The organism is Actinoplanes sp. NPDC051859, assembly GCF_044452725.1.
Classification (GTDB): Bacteria; Actinomycetota; Actinomycetes; order Mycobacteriales; family Micromonosporaceae; genus Actinoplanes.
Window position 1 is genome coordinate 316073 of sequence record NZ_JBITBX010000004.1, and the last position, 18516, is coordinate 334588.

At 69.9% G+C, this 18516-nt stretch carries 19 protein-coding genes; 9 read left to right on the forward strand and 10 right to left on the reverse strand.

The annotated features are described in order from the left end of the window. Positions 1-482: 482 nt before the first annotated feature. Positions 483-1061, forward strand: coding sequence for a hypothetical protein (locus ACIA1L_RS12450; protein WP_396072751.1), 579 nt, complete (start codon positions 483-485; stop codon positions 1059-1061). 1 nt (position 1062) lies between these two features. Here the strand turns inward: ACIA1L_RS12450 and ACIA1L_RS12455 are convergent, their stop codons facing one another. From ACIA1L_RS12455 to ACIA1L_RS12465, 3 genes are all read right to left on the reverse strand, one after another. Further along, on the reverse strand, positions 1063-2061 hold the full coding sequence (locus ACIA1L_RS12455) for a glycine betaine ABC transporter substrate-binding protein (protein WP_396072752.1): 999 nt from the start codon (positions 2059-2061) through the stop codon (positions 1063-1065). 203 nt (positions 2062-2264) lie between these two features. Beyond that, complete coding sequence (locus ACIA1L_RS12460; protein WP_396072753.1) at positions 2265-2978, reverse strand: ABC transporter permease; 714 nt, start codon at positions 2976-2978, stop codon at positions 2265-2267. Further along, positions 2975-3697, reverse strand: coding sequence for an ABC transporter permease (locus tag ACIA1L_RS12465; protein ID WP_396072754.1), 723 nt, complete (start codon positions 3695-3697; stop codon positions 2975-2977). Before ACIA1L_RS12465 ends, ACIA1L_RS12460 begins: the two co-directional genes overlap by 4 nt. Before the next feature lie 2 nt (positions 3698-3699). On the opposite strand from ACIA1L_RS12465, the gene ACIA1L_RS12470 reads away from it, so the two are divergent. Then, on the forward strand, positions 3700-4851 hold the full coding sequence (locus ACIA1L_RS12470) for an ABC transporter ATP-binding protein (RefSeq protein WP_396072755.1): 1152 nt from the start codon (positions 3700-3702) through the stop codon (positions 4849-4851). A 13-nt stretch (positions 4852-4864) separates the two neighbouring features. Here ACIA1L_RS12470 and ACIA1L_RS12475 read toward each other — a convergent pair whose 3' ends face one another. The 6 genes from ACIA1L_RS12475 to folP all read right to left on the reverse strand — a co-directional run bounded on the left by ACIA1L_RS12475 (position 4865) and on the right by folP (position 8625). After that, positions 4865-5146 carry a hypothetical protein gene (locus tag ACIA1L_RS12475; protein WP_396072756.1) on the reverse strand — a complete coding sequence of 94 codons (282 nt, stop codon included), beginning with the start codon at positions 5144-5146 and terminating at the stop codon, positions 4865-4867. A gap of 20 nt (positions 5147-5166) precedes the next feature. After that, positions 5167-6342, reverse strand: coding sequence for an ABC transporter permease (locus tag ACIA1L_RS12480; RefSeq protein ID WP_396072757.1), 1176 nt, complete (start codon positions 6340-6342; stop codon positions 5167-5169). Between the two features lie 72 nt (positions 6343-6414). Next, positions 6415-6894, reverse strand: coding sequence for a DUF3180 domain-containing protein (locus ACIA1L_RS12485; RefSeq protein ID WP_396073052.1), 480 nt, complete (start codon positions 6892-6894; stop codon positions 6415-6417). 35 nt (positions 6895-6929) lie between these two features. Next, complete coding sequence (gene folK / locus ACIA1L_RS12490) at positions 6930-7457, reverse strand: 2-amino-4-hydroxy-6-hydroxymethyldihydropteridine diphosphokinase (RefSeq protein WP_396072758.1); 528 nt, start codon at positions 7455-7457, stop codon at positions 6930-6932. Continuing rightward, positions 7454-7813: a dihydroneopterin aldolase gene (folB, locus tag ACIA1L_RS12495; protein ID WP_396072759.1), complete on the reverse strand. Its 360-nt coding sequence runs from the start codon at positions 7811-7813 to the stop codon at positions 7454-7456. Before folB ends, folK begins: the two co-directional genes overlap by 4 nt. Next, positions 7810-8625 carry a dihydropteroate synthase gene (folP, locus tag ACIA1L_RS12500; RefSeq protein WP_396073053.1) on the reverse strand — a complete coding sequence of 272 codons (816 nt, stop codon included), beginning with the start codon at positions 8623-8625 and terminating at the stop codon, positions 7810-7812. Before folP ends, folB begins: the two co-directional genes overlap by 4 nt. A 393-nt stretch (positions 8626-9018) precedes the next feature. Here folP and ACIA1L_RS12505 point away from each other — a divergent pair, with 393 nt between their 5' ends. The 7 genes from ACIA1L_RS12505 to ACIA1L_RS12535 are packed head-to-tail and all read left to right on the forward strand — an operon-like array spanning position 9019 to position 18007. Continuing rightward, the gene (locus tag ACIA1L_RS12505; protein WP_396072760.1) at positions 9019-9312 is read left to right on the forward strand and encodes a hypothetical protein; all 294 of its coding nucleotides are present in this window, start codon (positions 9019-9021) and stop codon (positions 9310-9312) included. A 13-nt stretch (positions 9313-9325) separates the two neighbouring features. Continuing rightward, the gene (locus tag ACIA1L_RS12510) at positions 9326-9688 is read left to right on the forward strand and encodes a hypothetical protein (RefSeq protein ID WP_396072761.1); all 363 of its coding nucleotides are present in this window, start codon (positions 9326-9328) and stop codon (positions 9686-9688) included. 43 nt (positions 9689-9731) lie between these two features. Next, on the forward strand, positions 9732-13751 hold the full coding sequence (locus ACIA1L_RS12515; RefSeq protein WP_396072762.1) for an ATP-binding protein: 4020 nt from the start codon (positions 9732-9734) through the stop codon (positions 13749-13751). A gap of 1 nt (position 13752) precedes the next feature. Further along, the gene (locus ACIA1L_RS12520) at positions 13753-15714 is read left to right on the forward strand and encodes an MFS transporter (protein ID WP_396072763.1); all 1962 of its coding nucleotides are present in this window, start codon (positions 13753-13755) and stop codon (positions 15712-15714) included. Positions 15715-15720: 6 nt separating this feature from the next. Beyond that, positions 15721-16272 (forward strand): hypothetical protein, encoded by a 552-nt coding sequence (locus tag ACIA1L_RS12525; RefSeq protein WP_396072764.1) that lies wholly within the window; start codon positions 15721-15723, stop codon positions 16270-16272. Continuing rightward, the gene (locus ACIA1L_RS12530; protein ID WP_396072765.1) at positions 16269-17405 is read left to right on the forward strand and encodes a M23 family metallopeptidase; all 1137 of its coding nucleotides are present in this window, start codon (positions 16269-16271) and stop codon (positions 17403-17405) included. The genes ACIA1L_RS12525 and ACIA1L_RS12530 overlap by 4 nt, the downstream gene beginning before the upstream one ends. Then, a complete protein-coding gene (locus ACIA1L_RS12535; protein ID WP_396072766.1) occupies positions 17405-18007 on the forward strand; it encodes a hypothetical protein in 603 nt (200 codons plus the stop codon). The genes ACIA1L_RS12530 and ACIA1L_RS12535 overlap by 1 nt, the downstream gene beginning before the upstream one ends. Here the strand turns inward: ACIA1L_RS12535 and ACIA1L_RS12540 are convergent, their stop codons facing one another. Then, on the reverse strand, positions 18008-18448 hold the full coding sequence (locus ACIA1L_RS12540) for a hypothetical protein (protein WP_396072767.1): 441 nt from the start codon (positions 18446-18448) through the stop codon (positions 18008-18010). It abuts the gene before it with no gap. Positions 18449-18516: the final 68 nt, after the last annotated feature.

Sequence of the window (18516 nt, forward strand, 5' to 3'; positions counted from 1 at the left end):
AGGTCTGTGCTGGTGTCTGGGGCGGCGTGCCGGCGACGTGCGCGGCGTTCGGGGGCCGCGGTGTGCGTCTGGTGGTCCCGGTAGGGGGCCCGCGGACCGGGAACGGAAGCAGCACCCCGCTGCCCTGCGGGCGCGACAACGGCGCTAGGCCCCGACGCCGGCGCAGCATCAGCCGGGCTGGATCGCGTCATCGGCGCGGCACCAGCCGCGCCAGACCGCGCCGCCCGCGCAGCACCAGCCGCGCTGGGCCGGGCCATCGGCGCAGCATCAGCGGCGCTGGATCGGGTCATCGGCGCGGTGGGGTCCGAGCTGGACCGCGACGCCGGCGCAACGGCAGCAGAACTGGTCGACCGCGACGCCGGCGCAACGGCGGACGAGTTTGACCGCGACGCCGGCCCGACTGCAGGGGAATTAGCGACCGAGGCGGTGGCGGTGACGGGCCGGGGTGCACTGGCGGCACGCGGGTGGGGGGCGCCCTGCGGATGGGCGGCGGCACGCGGGTGGACGGCCGCCTGCGGGTGGACGGCCGCCTGCGGGTGGACGGCCGCCTGCGGGTGGACGGCCGCCTGCGGGTGGACGGCCTGCGGGTGGACGGCCGTCTGCGGGCTGAGCGGGGGCGATGTGGCGGGGCCACGGCTCTCGAGGTGGGCGATGTCGGCGCGGGCTTCGCGCAGATCACGCCGCAAGGTGTCGAGCTCATCGGCCAGCAGTTCTTCGACGTCCGACTTCGCCATGGCCGGGTCCCTGCGCAGCAACTGAGCGGCACCGATCAGCGCCACGCACACGGCGGTCAGCAGGACGGCGAACTTCACCGAACGACTGGCGCTGCCGAGCCCGACGACGAGCGCTGCCAGGAGGGCGAGGCCGGTGCCGGCCCAGATCAGCGTGCGCGGGAGGCGGTGCCACAGGTCGGTATCCCGGTCCAGCATGGTCGCAGATGCTACCCAGGTGGCACCAGTCAGGAAACTGGCAGAGAGCGACCAATGCGCGAACGTCCGCCCGCCGAGGGTGCTCAGCGGGCGGACAGGCAGCGGATCGATCTGGGCTGGCGGGCCGAGTGACTCAGCCGGCGGCTAGGGCGCCGTCCGAACTGAACACCAGGCCGACGCTGATCGTGCCCTGCTGCAGGCCGGTCTTGGTGAGCGGTCCGCCAACGTCCAGCGAGCTGAACTTGCCCGCCTGGAAGTTGTAGGTCTGCACCAGGCCCTGCTGGCACTTCGGGCGCTGCGGGCACTCCGGCGGACCACCCAGGACGGTGGCGGCACCCGAGCACTTGGTGGCGAGGTCGGACAGGGTCTTGACGCCGTACTTGCTGGCGAAGGTGTCCGTGGTGGCGAAGGCGTTCTGGTTCTGTGCCGACGCCGGGGTGCCGAAGTCCAGGCCAGACTTGTCGCCGAGCGCCTTCAGGTTGGTCATGGTGGTGTTCAGGTCCGGCGAGGACGGGTCTTTGGCGTCCTTGCCCTCGACCTTGCCGGACAGGAAGGTAGCCAACGTCGCGGCGTACTCGGGGACGACGTCGATCTCGCCCTTCTCGAGGGCCGGTTCGTACAGTTCGCGGTTGCCGATCTGCTGGACCTTGACCGTGTATCCGGCCGCGGTGAGCACGATGTTGTAAAGCTCGCCCAGCGTCTTGCTCTCGGCGAAGTTGGCGGCGCCGACGGTGAGGTCGCCGCCGGGTCCCTTGGCGAGGCCGGCGGTGAGGTTGTTGGCCGTCGCGAACTCCTGCGCGACCGTCTTGGACGACTTGCGGTCGATGTCGACGGCCTTGTTGAGCGCGATGAGCTTGCCTGTGTCCAGGGCAGCGGAAACCTTGTCCAGCGCGGCGACGAGCTGCGGCGAGGAGGACTTCTTGTGGATGGCCGGGACGATGTTGTCGGTGTTCTGCAGGTTCTTGTCGTCGGTGAGCACGACCAGGGTGCTGCCCGCGACCGGGGCGCACCCGGCGCCGGCGGCGGAACTGGGCGGGGCCGCGGTGCCGGACGAGCCGGACTCGCCGCAGCCGGCGAGGATGAGGCCGGCGGTCATCAGGGTGCCGGCCGTCAGGAGCAGGTGTCGACGCATACTGCCGCCTTCTGTGTCCCGGCACGACCGCTCCCGGCCGCGCCGCGTGTCCGACGGGCAGCCGAGGTTCCGATGCCCGCATCTTCGGTTGTACGCACCGGTCCACGAAGTCCGGATCGGCACCCTCGTTCCTAACCCCGGGGTACGACAACCTATGCCACGCGGAGCGCTACGTTGCGCATTCGTTATCTGAAAGGACGCGTTCAGCCGGCTGGGGCCGCGGCGGTCGGCCGTTGCCGCGTCCCGCGCAGGGCACGCGGTGTGACCAGGCGTTGCGTGCCGGCCAGCAGCGCTTCCACGAGGATCGCCAGCAGGGCGACGACGATGCCGCCCGCCACGATCTGCCCGCCGCCGCCGTTGCTCATGCCCACCCCGAAACCGGCCGCGATGATCTCGCCCAGCCCGCCGCCGTTGACGAACGCCGCCAGCGCCGCCGTCGCGACGACCTGCACTGCCGCCGTACGCAAGCCGGCAGCGAGATAGGGCACCGCCAAGGGCACCTCGACCCGCCAGAGCAACTGCCGGCCGGAAAGGCCCATGCCTTTCGCCGCGTCGCGGGTCTCCGGATCGATCTGCCGCAACCCGGTGTACGCGTTGGCGAGCAGCGGCGGCACGGCGAAGACCGCCAGCGCCACCACCACAGGCGGCTTACCGAAGCCGAGCGGGGTCAGCGGCAGGATGGTGAGCAGGGCCAGGGTCGGAATGGCGAGGGTGAGGTTGGCGAAGGTGACCACGGCACCGCCGCCGCGGCCGCGGTGGCCCAGCCAGATGCCGAGCGGCCAGCCGATGGCGCAGGCCAGCAGCACGGCCCACAGGCTGATCAGCAGGTGTTCCTCGCCGCGGTCCAGCAACCCGCCGGGGTTGGTCCAGTTCAGCGGGTCGTTGAGCCAGATGAAGCCTTCGCGGAAGTAGTTCACGCGCGTCGCTCCCGGGTCCAGGGCGTGAGCAGGCGGCCCAGCCCGGCCAGCGTCAGATCGAGCACCAGGGCGAGACCGACACAGAGCAGCGTGCCCGTCATGATCTCGGCCTTGTAGAAGTTGTTGCGGAAGCCGCCGAGGATCATCTCGCCCAGGCCGCCTTTACCGATAAGCGAACCCACCGTCACCAGCGCCACCGTCGACACGGTGGCTAGGCGCAGGCCGGTGAGGATGCCCGGCAGGGCCAACGGCAGCTCGATCCGCAGCAGTGTGCCGAGCCGGCCGTAGCCCATGCCGGCCGCGGCGTCCTTCACCTCGCCCGGGACCTGCGTCAGCCCGGCGAGGGTGTTGCGGACGAGCACCAACAGGGCGTACAGGACCAGGGCGATCAGGACGGCGGTGTCCTTGGTGGTGCCCACCGCCGGAGCGACCAGGGCGAGTAGTGCCAGCGACGGAATCGTGTAGAGGACGCCCGAGAGTGCAAGAATCGGGCCGGTCAGCGGTCGCCACCAGTAGGCGACGACCGCGAGCGGCAGGGCGACGATCAACGCCAGCAGCACCGCGCGGGCGGTGAGGCCGGCGTGGAACTGCACGGCGGAAAGGATGTCGTCCGCGTTGTCGTGGACATAGCGCCAGGAGAACCACGGATTGCCCGGCCCCTCGTCAGCGGGGGCGGCCAGGGGCCACGCGGGCACCGCGGCCCTCGACAGGAAGGACATACGTGGACGCTACCGCGATGAAGGTCACCGGCGCTGGCCGGACCGCGGCGTCTCTCACGCTCGAGAACGTCGGAAAGGTCTATCCGGACGGGACCGTGGCCGTCGGCGACATCAGCCTGGCCGTCCGGGCCGGCGAGCTGACCGTCCTCATCGGGCCGTCCGGCTGCGGCAAGTCGACCGTCCTGCGCATGCTGAACCGGCTGATCGAGCCGTCGAAGGGCCGCATCCTGCTCGACGGCCAGGACATCGCCGCACAGGACCCGGTCGAACTGCGCCGACACATCGGGTACGTCATCCAGAACGTGGGACTGTTCCCGCACCAGAACATCCGCGCCAACGTGGGGACCGTGCCGCGGCTGCTCGGCTGGAACCGCAAAAAGACCCGGGCCCGCGCCGACGAACTGCTCGACCTCGTCGGCCTGGACCCGGCCAGATACGGCCGCCGCTATCCGCACGAGCTTTCCGGCGGGCAGCGTCAGCGGGTCGGAGTGGCCCGCGCGCTCGCCGCGGACCCGGTCGTGCTGCTGATGGACGAACCGTTCTCCGCGGTCGACCCGATCGTCCGCGGCCGGTTGCAGGAGGAATTCCTCCGGCTCCAGGCCACAGTCCGCAAGACCATCGTGCTGGTCACGCACGACATCGACGAGGCGGTCCGGCTGGGCGACCGGATCGCGGTCCTCGGCGAAGGCGGGCGTCTTCTTCAGTACGCGCCCCCGGCCGAACTGCTCAGCGAACCAGCCTCCGAGGCGGTCGCCGAGTTCGTCGGGAACGACCGGGGCGTCCGCCGACTCGCGGTCACCAAGGTGCGCGACACCATGCGCCCGGTCGGCCGGATCGAGGACATCGAGCGGTTGCCGAAGGTCGACGCGAGCGGGACGCTCTACGACGCCCTGGCGGTGATGCTCACCAGTGACGCCCTGAACGTGGTCGCCATGGAGAAGGGCCGGGCGGTGGGGACGGTGTCGCGGTCGCTGCTGTTCGACGTACCCAATCGGTCCGAGGATGCCGATCTCCCCAGCGGGCCGGCCCGACTCGACGTCGCCGAAACCACCGAGTCGCCCGATTTTTCCGCCCCGGCCGAGGAATCTGAGCCGGCCGAAGAAGCCGAGCCGAGGCCCGAGTCGCCCGACCGCGAGGTTACGAAGCCGGCCTGAGGTCGGCGATGGTCTATTTCTGGAGGTAGTCGATGAAAGCGGCGCGAAGCAGCGGTTCCTGCTCGCCGTAGCCGTGACCGGTCAGCTCCCGCCACAGCGCGACGGCCTCGTCGATGGTCGGGCCGACCGTGTTCGGGGCGCCGTCGAGGCTGGCGGCGTCCTTCGAGTCGGGCAGGTGCTTGAACACCGACCAGAAGAAGCCGAGGTCGAGGTGTTCGCGGGCCTTCGCGAAGGCGCGCTCGCGCAGCTCCTCGGTGGGCAGGGCATCCAGCTCGGCGAAGGTCGCGTCGGTCATGGGGTCAGCATAGGGCGGGCTCAGCGACCGTTACCCCAGGAGTTCGGCTCGGCCGGTGACCAATCCTCGCCGCCGGTCCAGTCGTCGGCGGCCGGTTTTCCGTACGCCTCGACCAGCCGGGTCACCACCAGCCCGGCCCCAATGGTGACCGCGCCGACCGCGAACAGGGCAATGTCCAGGTCGCGCCGGGCCGCGTAGTCGAGGAACAGGGTGATCCCGGCCGTCGCGAGCAGCGTGCCGAAGATGCCACCGCGGCGGCCGTACGCGCTGGTGCCGGCCAGCAGGGCCACCCCGAACGCGATGCCGGTCCATTCCAGGCCGGTGCCGGGGACCACGGGTGCATCGGATCCGGCGGTGAACAGAATGCCGGCCACGACCGCGAAGACGGACGACACCACGAGCGCGGTCAGGACGGGGAACACTGCCCGGCCACCGGGTCGTACCGCCGGATCGCCGGTCGGGCGCATCCGGCCGACCATCCGCCGGACCGGCCACGAAGCGCCCGACGCGCCGCCCAGCACGGCCAGCAGCGCGAAGCCGCCGAACAGGAAGAATGCCTGGTCAGAGGGGTCGAAGGTGCCTTGGATGGCGGCCGGGGCGGTGCGCAGTTGGTCGTACACGATGACGCCCATGGCCGCGCCCAGCGAGGTCAGCCAGCCGGGCACGTGAAAGACCAGCACGACAATGGCGGCGATCAAGCCGCCGGCGGCGGCGACAATCAGCGCCGGGACGGCGGCCCGGACCAGACCTTGGTCACCGTTCTCCGCAAAGTGCAGCGCGGCAGCGAGGGAGATCGGACCGACCGCAAGATTGGGTACGCCCGCACACAACGAAAGCCCCGCGCCGAGGCCGAGCAACCCGATCGCAGCACCCGAAATGAGCAGTGTGTCCAGAGCGGGCCGGCGCAGCGCGTCCGCGTCGAGTTGGTAGAGCAGGAAGGCGATGGCGGCGACCGCCAGCAGCAGGACGATCTCCCAGCCGATGTGGACGCCGAGGCGGTCGCGATCGCCGGCGTCCCCGTTGTGCCGGCGGATCGGCTCGGGCAGCGGCTCGGTGATCCGGACCCCGCTGTCCGCCGGCTCCGGGTCGTAGCCCCGGGTGCGGAAGTCGGTTGCTGCCGCCCCGGCCCGATAGGCCGCCGGCCCCGCCGACAGCTGCTCGCCATCACGACGGTACGGGCTCTGGTCATAGGCCATCTCGCCCACCTCCTCCGCCGCACCCTACGGAAAACGAGGAGGTCTCGGATCAAGCCTTCGGACGAGTTCGGCCTACGGGTGACGGGCTCGGCGGCCGGAATCGTCCCCGTTTTTCTGGTCGGGTTCGTCCGGCACCCGGCAGGCACGTTCCAGCCACAGCGCCGCGCCCACGAGGGCCACCGACGCCACGACCCCGCCGATCGCCGCCGGCACGTCGTCGGTGGCGGCCTTGGTCGGCTCGAGTGCGAGCCAGGCCAGCAGGCCCGCGGAGAACCCGGCGAAGATGGCACCGGCCAGTGAGGACGCCTTGGCCAGCACGGCGTACCGGGCGACGGCCAGCGGGTCGGGCCGGGGCACGCCCGGTTTGTGCTGGATGCGGGCCGCGGTGTTCTGCGCGAGGATGCCCTCGATGGCCGCCAGCGTGCCCAGCACGACGATCGGCAGCCACGGCAACCGGGGCATTTGCGCATAGAACGAACTCAGCAGGAGCCAGCCGACCGCGGCCGCGGCCAGCGCGGCGATCACCAGCGCGGAAACGCTGGTGGGCCGCATCGACGGATCAGGCGCCGGACCGCCGGGATCGCTGCTCACTGGTCAGACTCTAGTGCCAAATCCGGCCGCGGAGTCAGCGCGTTCGCGTCGGCGGCCAGCTCCGGCAGGTTCAGCAGATCGGTCACCCACCCCCGACCCGGCACCTGAGCGTACGGCTGGATGTCGAGCCACGGTTTCAGGACGAAAGCCCGCTCGTGCACCCGCGGATGCGGCAGCGTCAACTCCTCGTCCGCGCTGGTCACGGGCTCACCGGCCGCGTCCCAGACCGCGATCACGTCCACGTCGAGCGTGCGCGGCCCGAACCGGCGCTCGGGATCACGGACCCGCCCGGCCGCGGACTCCAAGGCCCGAGCCATCGTCAACCAGGCCCGCGCGTCCGCCTCCGGGTCAACCGCCAGCACGACCCCGTTCAGGTACGCGGGCTGCTCGGTGTCACCCCACGGAGGGGTCTCGTACACGCCCGAGACCAGCACGACGCGCTCGCCGAGCCCCTCGACCGCGTCGCGCAGATAGGCGTATCGGTCGCCGAGGTTGCTGCCGATCGACAGCAAGGCGCGGGTCACCGGGTCCGCCGCAGGGTCACGGCGACATCGGCGAAGTCGTGCGGAATCGGCGCCTGCGGCTTGTGCACGGTGACCGTGGCCGCGCCGACCCGGTCGTCCTCCAGGCACACCAGGCACAGCCGGTCGGCCAGCGTTTCGATCAGGCTCACCGGGTCGCCGGAGACCACCTGGACCAGGCGCTCGGCCAGCTCCCCGTAGTGCACGGTGTCGTTCACGTGATCGCTGGCCGCGGCCGGGGCGAGGTCGAGCTCCAGGTCCACGTCGATCACGAAGTCCTGGCCGTCGCGGCGCTCGAAGTCGAAAACGCCGTGATGGCCGCGTACCCGAAGCCCGCGCAGCGAGATCCGGTCTGTCATGCGTGTGTCCTCTCCAGACGGGGGTTTCCGGTCGCTCCCCAGACGGCCAGCGCGTCCGCGGTGCCGCGCACGTCGTGGACGCGTACGCCCCAGGCGCCCGCCGCCACAGCCAGCACCGAAGTGGCGACAGTGGCCGCCTCCCGGCCGTCCACCGGGCGCGGCTCGCCGTCAGCGCCAGCCAACAGCCGGCCCAGGTACGTCTTCCGCGAGGCGGCGAACAGCACCGGGTGACCGAGGGCGACCAACCGGTCGAGGTGGGTGCTGAGCGCCCAATTGTGCTCGGCCCGCTTGGCGAACCCGAGCCCCGGATCGAGGATCAGCCGCTCGGGGTGCACACCGGCGGCGACCGCCTCCGCCACCCGCTGCTGCAGCTCGGCGCACACCTCGGCCACCACATCGGCGTAGTCGGCGTGATCCTGCATGTCGCGCGAGTGGCCCCGCCAGTGCATCAAGATCCACGGGCAGCCGGCGTCGGCCACCACCGCGGCCATAGCTGGATCGGCGAGTCCGCCGGAGACGTCGTTGACCACGATGGCGCCCGCCTCGAGCGCAGCAGCGGCCACAGCGGCTCGGCTGGTGTCGATGCTGAGTGGCACCCCGGCTGCGGCCAACTCCCGGATCACCGGCAGCACGCGGGCGGACTCGGTGGCCGCGTCCACTCGATCGGCGCCCGGACGGGTGGATTCGCCACCGATATCGACGATGTCGGCGCCGTCCGCGCGCAACGCGGTGCCCCGGGCCACGGCGGCTGCCACGTCCGAGTAACGGCCGCCGTCCGAGAACGAGTCCGGCGTGACGTTGAGCACGCCCATCACTACTGGGTGATCTTGACGAAGCAGCAGGTCGCCCGCGCCCCGCCGGGTCGTTGCGCTACGGGTCGGCTCAGTCACGCGACGACCGTACCGGGCCGACAGCTTTCGAACACCTGTACGATCGGGAATGAGTCACGTTCAGTCACGCCTTTACCTTGGGTAACGAATCAGGCAGCTTGTAGGTAAGAAGTACGGCCCGTACGCTTCGGAGCTAGGCATCATTAATGAACCGAAGAGAGCAGACGGGCGTGGGTAGGACAGCAGTGCCCTTAAGCACCGACTCCGCGTACTCGACGCGGTGAGCGGGAAGTAGCACCATATGGGCGTTGCCGCCAGGCTTAACAACTGCACTGTGCTCGGCGCCCTCACGCCGGGCACCCGGGAGGTTTACCGATGATCGCCACAGAGCTCGCCGCGCGAGTCGCGACGGCCGTGCAGAACGGCGCCACCCTCGCCGCGGAACCCAAGGGCATCAACACCGAAGGCGTCGTCACCTTCTTCGCCAGCAACATCGCCCCCATCCTGCTGGCCGTTCTCGGGGTCATCTTCATCGGCCGGGCCAGCCGCGGCGAGATCTCCAAGGTCCTCACCAGCAGCGCCATCGCCATCGTCGGCCTGGCCTTCATTGCGGGCGCCGCGACCCTGTTCTTCGTCGGCGACTACCTCATCAACCTCATCTTCAGCTGAGGCCCGAGCTCCCATGCGGCTGCGCACCGACGATGACATCTACCGGGCCCGCCTGGTCTACCTGGGTCCGCCCGGCTACACCCTGCCCATGCACCTCTCGTACGCCCAGTACGGGATGTTCGTCGTCCTCGTCCCGGTCTTCGTGTTCTTGCACTACCTGATCACCTGGGAGTTCGACGCGTTCCCGGCCTGGGAGATCGCCCTCGCCATGGTGACCACGTCCTATGTGTTCCGGCACGTGGACCCGGACCGACCAGCCCGGATGGTCATCCGCACGGCCCTCACCGACTGGAAACGCACCCGCGAGCCCGCCGTCGAGCAGCGCGACCCCCGCCTCGTCGCCACCCGCATCCGAGTAAGGGAGGAACTGGTATGACCACTTTCGCCCTTCTCGACACATGCCGGAACGGGGTCCTCGCATGACCGCTCTCCCACCGCCCGGGCAGCCCCGCGCGGAGCCGCCTCGCCCAGAAAACGCTGGTAACGCTCAGCGATCGCAGGAGCACTCTCCGGAGGACATCGCGGAACAGGTCCCGGGCCCGGACCACGGCTCCGTCGCCGTCTTCCAGGCCCCCCAGCCGATCCGCCCCCGCACCAACGGCACCCCGGCCCCGGTCGACCCGATGGACATCGACTCCCCGTTCCTCGACCTCTTCTCCGGCACGGTCCCCCAGCCGTCGACCGCACCACCCCCGGACGACCCGGACGCCGACTTCGACTTCGGCTTCGACTTCGACGGCGAAGACGCCCGCCGGTCCACCCCGGCACCTCCCGCAGCCGAGCCGCCCGCAACCCGGCCAGTCTCCGGAGCGCCGGAGGCCGCGCTGCCCGTGCAGCCAGTCGCTCCGCTGCCGCTCACCCCGCCTGTCTCGGCCCCGTCGACTCCGCCAGCGCTACCCGAGACATCAGTCCTGCCCGCCGCCGCACCTGGCATCGAGGCCGGCAAGGAGCACGCCGCACCGGCGCCCGACGTGCGCACGCCAGGTTTCGAGCGGGCTCCGGTCGGCCCGCAGGCCGACTACTTCGACGAGCGCGACGACGCAGGCAACCTCGGTCGAACCGGTCGGCCCGACGATCACCGACCGGACGCGACACCCCAACCCACCACGGCCACGACGCAGGCCCCGTTCTGGCAGCAGACCAACGGATCTCCCCCGGCCCCCGGTGTGCACCCGACCGGTCAGGCTCCTGCTCCTGCGCCGACCGGCCCGCAGCCGACCACTTCGCCGGCGCACACCTCCGGCCCGCAGCCAAACGCCAACTCACCGCAAACCGCCGGCCCGCGGCCAGACATCGAATCGTCGCACGCACCTGGGCCGCGGCTGGCCGGCGAGTCGGTCTCCCGCACCGGCCCGGTGCCCGTCGCGGAGCCACCGTCGACCGCGGACCCGCAACCGTTCCGCGAGTCGACTCGGCCCACCGTGCCGCTGCCGACCGGTCGGCCGGCTCCTCCTCCAGCTGCGTTGGACACCGGCTCGTTGCCGGCTGCCGTGCCGGGCGTTCACCCCGTGGGTGCCGTGCTGGACCCCACCGCCACCCCCGAGCTGTACTCGATGGAGCCGGTCGTTGGCGCGGGCCTGCATCAGACGGATCCGGTCGGGCCCTACCCGGTCAACCCAGCCGCGACCGGTGTCTACCCGACAGATGCGGCGGGAACCTCGGCGCCGTACCCGATGAATTCGGCCGGGCCGCACGCGTACCCGGGTAATGCTGTCGCCGAGCCGGAGCGGCACGCCGAGCTGGCGCCCATGCCGGAGAAGGCACCAGCGAAGCAGCGCGAGAAGGCGCCGGCGAAGCAGCGGCGCAAGCGCAAAGAGCCGGACAATCTGCCGGCGATTCCCCGCAAGGACGTCAAGCCGGCCCCGTTGCGGCCGCACAAGCTGAAGTTCAGCGACCGCGACCCCGCCATCGAGCTGGAAATCAGCGAGATCGCCGGGCACCTCACCTTCACCCAGAGCACCGTCACCGCCTGGTACTACCTGCCCGAGGTGCGCTGGGCGTTCCGGCCCGACGCCGAACGCGAGGCGTTGCTCTCCGCGATCTCCGAGCAGTACGCCGGCCTCGCCGGTTTCCGCCTGCACCTGCGCCGCACCAACCGGCCGTTCCCCGCCGACGAGTGGGCGCGCACGGTCGACTCGCTGACCGCGAAGCCACTGCCCGACGTCACCGGCGGCACCTCCTGGTCGGACCATCTGGTCGCCGCGCAACGGCACCTGCTGTCGGTCAACCACGCCGAAGGACAGACGTATCTCGGCGTGACGTTCGCACGGCGGTCGCTCGGTGACACGTTCTCCGAGCGGATCCTGCGCATCTTCGGCCGGGGCACCTCCGACAACGAGCGCCGCAAACTAGGCCGTACGGTCGAACAGTTCGACGAGGTGCTCAACGCGTTCGGCATGCGCGGGCGGCGGGTCACGCCGACCGAGCTCGAGTGGCTGCTGTTCCGCTCGGTCGCGCTGTGCATGGCACCGCCCGGCCCGCTGTCCCCCGTCTCGCACGGGCACTGGGAACGCGGCGACCTCCTCGCGCTGACCGAGCAGGTCGAGCGGTACCGAACCCCGTACGGATCGACAGTCAAGCTGGTCAACCGCATGACCGGCGAGGAGCGGCACGTCGCGGTGCTGTCCGTCGGGCGCATGGAGCCGCTGGAGATCCCGGAGAAGCACGAGCCGTGGATGCACTTCCACGAGCGACTGCCCTGGCCGATGGAGCTGTCCTCGCGGCTCGACATCCTCGGATCGAACAGCTCGTTCAAGAACCTCGAGCACCGGCTGCGCATGATCCGCTCGCAACAGCTGGACTACGCCGAGCACGGCATCGACGCCCCGCCGGAACTGGAACGCCTCGCCAAGCGGGCGCTGGTCATCGGCGACGAGATGACCACCGGACTGCCCGTCGAGTCGGCTCGCGCGCACGGCTGGCACCGCATCGCGGTCGGCGGCCGGACCCGCGAGGAATGCCTCGAACGGGCCCGGCGGCTCATCCAGCTCTACTCGCGCGAGCTGCGCATCTCGCTGCAACACCCGAAAAACCAGGACCAGCTCGCCCGCGAGTTCATCCCGGGCGAACCGATCGCCAACACCGGCTACGTGCGGCGCATGCCGGTGAAACTGCTGGCCGCCGCGCTGCCCCAGGCCGCGTCGACGGTCGGTGACCGCCGGGGAGACCTCATCGGGCGTACGGCGGGCACGTGCCGCCGGCCGGTCTTCCTCGACCTGCACTTCCCCATGGAGGTCCGGGAGCGGTCCGGTCTCGGGGTCTTCGTCGCGGAACCCGGCGGTGGCAAGTCCACGCTGATGGGTGCATTGGGCTACCTGAACGCCCGCCGCGGAGTGCAGGTCACCCTGCTGGACCCGTCCGGCCCGCTCGCCCGGCTGTGCCAGATGCCGGAGCTGCGGCCGTACTCCCGGGTGCTGAACCTGACCGGCTCCGAGCAGGGGACGTTGGCGCCGTACGCGCTGATCCCGACGCCGGTGCGCACCGAGTTCGCCACCGGCCCGTCGGGCGACCGCGAATACGAGATCGCCGTCTCCAACGCCCGCGCCGAGCGCCGCATGCTGGTTCAGGACATCTGCTCCATGCTGGTGCCACCCCAGGTCGCCAAGGAAGCATCGACGGCGACGCTGCTGCGGCATGCCGTACGCCAGGTGCCCGCCGAAGAGACCTCCACGCTGGACGACGTGGTGGCAACCCTGCAGGGACTGGACGACGACGAAGGCAAAGAACTCGCCAACCTGCTGCTGGACACCGCCGAGATGCCTCTGGCCCTGTTGTTCTTCGGCCGCCCACCCCAGCACCTGCTCGGCGCCGACGCGGCGCTCACCGTCATCACCATGGCCGGCCTGCGCCTCCCCGACCTGAAGATCGAACGCGAATACTGGTCAGCCGAGGAATCCCTGGCCCTACCCATGCTGCACACGGCCCACCGCCTGGCCGTCCGCCGCTGCTACGGCGGCTCGATGGCCTCCCGCAAGATGGTCGGCCTGGACGAGGCACACTTCATGGAAGGCTGGCGATCCGGGCGATCCTTCCTGGTCCGCCTCGCCCGCGACTCCCGCAAATGGAACCTCGCCGCCCTGGTCGCCTCCCAGAACCCGCGAGACATCCTCGGCCTCGACGTGCAGAACCTCGTGTCCACGGTCTTCGTCGGTCGCATCGCCGAAGACCAGGAAATCGCCTCCGAAGCACTGCGCCTCCTACGGGTCCCGGTGCACGACGGCTACGAGGCGACTCTGGCCTCGCTATCGCAGGCGGACACCTCGTCCTCCTTCCGCCTCGGCTTCCGCGAGTTCGTGATGCGAGACGTGGACGGCCGGGTGCAGAAGGTACGGGTCGACGTCTCGTACGTCGACGGCCTGCTGGACCACCTGGACACCACTCCGGCAGCAGCCAAGGCGGCACCCACGGCCATCCCGACCTTCTCCGACCTGGAGGCCTGACATGCTCCGCCGGGTAAGCGCCGCGCTGACAGCCCTGGCAGTGGCCTTCGTGGCGAGCATCGCCTGGGCTGTCCTGGCCCCAGCCCCGGCCACCGCCGGCCCCCTCCAAGCCCCGGGCGGCGCCTGCAGCACCGAAGAGTGGAAACAGGACTTCAAAACCTGCGTCTCCCGCCTCGCCGACGTCAGCGCGGACCGCGCCCAGTGCCTCAAGCCACCCACTCCCAGCACTCCGGACTCCGGCCTGGCCGGCTGGTTCGCCGAACGTCCCGACTCGTCGACTCAACCTGGGCCGCAGGGCATTTACAGCCAGTACGGATATGCGGGTTACAGCTTCACCACCTATGACTTGGAAGGTGGCTGCGCCTCCACACTGATAGACCCTGAATACAAGTTCGAGACGACCGTGGCGAATGGCGAATTCATGATCGCTACCGCCATCATCGGCGCCTCGAACGCCATGCGCGAACGGGCGTGGAATCCCGAGACGCTGTGGGGCTGGGCAGATCCGCTCGTTGAAGAGGCCACCAAGGCCGTTTACGAGAAGGTCTTCAGTGTCTTCGGCGTCATCACTCTCGCTGTCGTCGGCCTGTACCTCATCTGGCGTTCACGACAGGCGGACATGGGTGCCGCGACGACCACAGCGGGGTGGGCCATCCTCGTCATGGTCATCGTCACCGCAATCGCCGCTTGGCCCGTCAAGTCAGCGAACATCGCCGACCAGAGCTTGATCGGCACGCTGGGGGTGGTGCACGACGCGGTGGGGCCGCGAGCCCAGGAGACACCGGCAGGCCTATGTGACGATCCGACGCCGGGTGCCTGTGCGGACAACCGTCCGCCCGCAGTCCGCGCCAGCGACACCGCGACTGACACGATGCTGTATCGCAACTGGCTCCGGGGCCTACTCGGATCTGCTGACAGCACGACGGCCCAGAAGTACGGTCGCGCGCTCTATGACGCACGCTCCTTGACGTGGGGTGAGGCACAGCGTCTGCGGGATAACCCCGAGACCCGGCAGGGCACGCTGGATCGCAAGAAAGCGCAATGGGAGCGGGTTTCCGAGCAAATCAAGACCGAGGATCCGGAAGCCTACGAGTATCTGCAGGGCGTGAACGGAATGGACCGCATCGGCGCCGGTTTCGTCGCCATGCTCGCGGCCCTCATGTTCGCAATGTTCGACCTGACCGCCTCGGTGCTGGTCCTTCTCGGCTTCCTGATCTTCCGATGGGCTGTCATCGCGGCACCGATTCTTGGCACGGTGGGTCTGCTCAGGCCGGCAAGCTCGGGCATCCGGCGGCTGGGTAATGCCGTCGTGGCCGCCGTCTTCAACATCGCGATCTTCGGCACGGGTGCGGCGATCTATCTGTTCGCCGTGGACTTGATCATGAATACGGCGAGTCTGGCCGGCTGGCTGCAGGTCGTGCTGGTGTGGTTGTGCGGAGTCGTCGGGTGGCTGCTGCTACGGCCTTACCGACGGATCACGCAGCTCGGCGGCAAGGACAGCACCGCAGCGGTTACCTCGGCGGGGTCGTGGCATCGGCGGTTCTTCCGGGACATGCGGGAGGCGGCGAAGCTGGATGTCGCCGATGCCGGCGGGACGAACGAGCCGCGGTTCGGCAAGGGTCGCACCGTCTTCGTCGAGCAGGGCAATCTTCGGCCCGAGGCGCGACTCGAGGATCCGGCGCACGCTGCTGCTGCGCGTACGGAATCGAATGTGGTGCAGGTGCGAGACGCGACCGCTCCCGCCGTGCGGCCCGATGGGCAGGAGTCCTCGCGGGATGCCGTGCCGACCGGCGATTCGCGACCGGTGCCGGCTGCCGCGACGCCGTCCCGACAGCGGCGGACGCCAGGGTGGACCGAACCCGATGTCGCCGACTCGCCCGCGTCCTACGCGATCTACCGGCCGGAAACCGGGAGTACGACAAGCGAATCGGCGCCGCCGCGGGTGCGGACCGAGGCTCGGTGAGTCGGCATGCCCAGGGTCCTCGAACGCGGCCTTACCGGGATATTCCGGTCGCGGTGGGGTGTGGCACTGGTGATCGCGGGGCTCATTCTCGCCGTGGTCGGCCTCGGCCGACTGTTCGCGGACAACGCTGACGACAGCGGGCGTCTGCTCGTACCGGTATCACCCGCACCCACCGTGAGTGTGGATCCCAGTTTCAATGACGACGGCGTCATCGTGGACGATGAGCCGCCGTCGCCGCAGACCAGCCCGGGAACGGCGGCGCCCGAGGCGGTGGCGTACGCGTTCGCATCGGCATGGGTCGACCACAAGGACATCTCCGCCCAGGCCTGGCATGACGGCCTGGTCCCGAACATCACCCAGAAACTCGCCGACGAACTGAACGGGGTGAACCCGGCCGACGTGCCCGCCGACCGCGTCGTCGGGCGGCCGACGCTGGTGCCGATCGGTGACGGCCTCGTCAACGCAGTCGTCACCGTGGATTCCGGCAAGCTGACTTTGCAACTCGTGGCGCCGGACGGCCGGTGGCTCGTGGACGGCGTCGACTGGGACGGGTCGTGACCGTGCGACGGCCGCGGATCGGCCTGCTCGTCGCCCTTGTCGCCACGCTAGCGCTGCTGTGCTGCGGCGGCAGTGTCAGCGCGGTGCTGCTCGGGGCGTTCGGCACGGACAAAGAGGATTTGAGTCTGTTCACGTCCGGCTGCGGAACCGGTGGCCCGCTGGACCCGGAGGGCAAGCTACCGAAAATACGGCCCTACGGCGCGACGCAGATGAAGAACGCCGCGATCATCATCAACGTCGGCGCGACGCTCAAGATGCCGCCCCGGGCCTGGGTCGTCGCGGTAGCCACCGCGATGCAGGAGTCCCGGCTGACGAACCTCGGCTACCTGGGCGACCGCAACGACCACGACTCGCTCGGCCTCTTCCAGCAGCGGCCGAGCAGCGGATGGGGCACGCCAGCCCAGGTCACCGACCCCACGTACGCTGCGACGAAGTTCTACGAGAAGCTGAAGACGATCGACGGCTGGGAGACGATGGCGCTGACCGAGGCCGCCCAGCGGGTGCAAATCAGCGCATATCCCCAGGCGTACGCCAAGCATGAGCTCCTCGCCACGCAGATCGTCAACGTGCTCGCAGACGGTGCGGCCAACGCGGTGGGCAACTCGCTGGCAATGGTGTGCGCCTCGGCAGCGGACATCGCCGCTTCAGGATGGACCAACCCGTACGCGGTCAAGGTCGACGCGAAGTACAAGTGGAGTGTCGGCTCCGGGTTCCGCATCCCGACCCGCCCCGACCACCACGGCGTCGACCTGATCGCCGGCTTCAACACACCCGTCCGCTCGGTCGCCAGCGGTGTCGTCTCCCGGGTCCTGTGCGACGAAACTTTCAGCGGAGCGATCGACTGTGACCGGGAGGGCTGGCCCGGCAAGGGCGGCTGCGGCTGGTTCGTGGAAATCCGGCATGCGGGGAACATCATGACCCGCTACTGCCACCTCATCAAACGGCCGGACCTGAAAGCCGGCCAGCGCGTCGTCGCCGGGCAGACCATCGCCCTCACCGGTTCGAGTGGGAACTCGTCCGGCTCCCACCTGCACTTCGAGGTCCACTTGAACAACGACACGTCCAGCTCCAGCGCCGTCGACCCCGTCCGGTTCATGGCCGAGCGCGGTGCGCCGCTGACCGGTTCCCAGTGATGGGTAGTCCGCTCCCGGACCCGTTCGCGGGCAGCTCCGACTGGGCGCCGCCCGCGCCCCGACCGGTCGTGCCCACTCCGGCCGTGATGGGTGGCAGCCTGCGCGGCAAGCGCGTCCTGGTTGGCCTGCCCGGCCACGGCTGGCGCACCGATCTGCGCGCCGACGAGAAGGTGGTGCAGGGCAGCCGCACCTACGTGCCGGTGATGCCAGAGGCCGAGTGGTACCGCGCCGAGGCCGAGCAGACCGAGGTGTTCGCGCCGCTCGTACCGGTGGAGCGGGTCTGGGTGGAAGAGTTGGGCATGGCGGGTGCCGCCGCGGCGCGCGCCGACGTGGTGTCCCGCCTGGTTTCGATGGACGAACCGCCGCGCCGCAACCCGGTAGCGGCCCTCGACGCGGACCGGCTCTCCGGCCGCCGCGTGATCCAGGTTCTCGACAGCGGCGGCGAACGCCGTGACCTGCGTGCGGTGACTGAACTCCACACCAGCGACGAGGGCGACATCTGCGCCCGCGTCACGACCGAACTGGACTGGTACCGCTGGTCCTGGACCGGCAAAACCCCGAGCACCCTGTCCGTTCCGGTCCACCTGCTCTGGGTGGAGTGATCAGGAGACCTTGCGGCTGCCGCAGACCCGCCAGCCATCGTCGTCGACGAGATCGAATGTCCAGGTTTCGGTGCGCCGACTGACGACGTTGCCGCTGGACGAACCCGCAATGGTCAGATCAGCACTGACACTTCGGGGGCCGGCGCCAGAACCCGCCACTCGCAGTGATTCCCAGCTCACGGAAACGGCTACGCCGAAGGCCTCCTCTCGCTTCAGCATTTCGCTTCGGAGGCCGGCGATCCCGGTGAGATCGGGATTCTTGCAGGTATAGAGCTCAGCTTCCTGGTCGCTGCGATTGACGAGGTAGGCGCCGAGGAAATTGTCGACGACGGCGTCGGGAGCGGAGCGCTTGATTTCGGTGGCTTCGTCGTAGAGAGAGATGAAGACACCGACGCCACCCAGGCAGAGCAGCGACACGATCCCCGCGACCAGCGCCAACACCAACCGCACCCGCCGGTTCCGAGGCTTTGCGGTCACGACCGCCGGACCCGAGGGTGGGACCGGCGGGA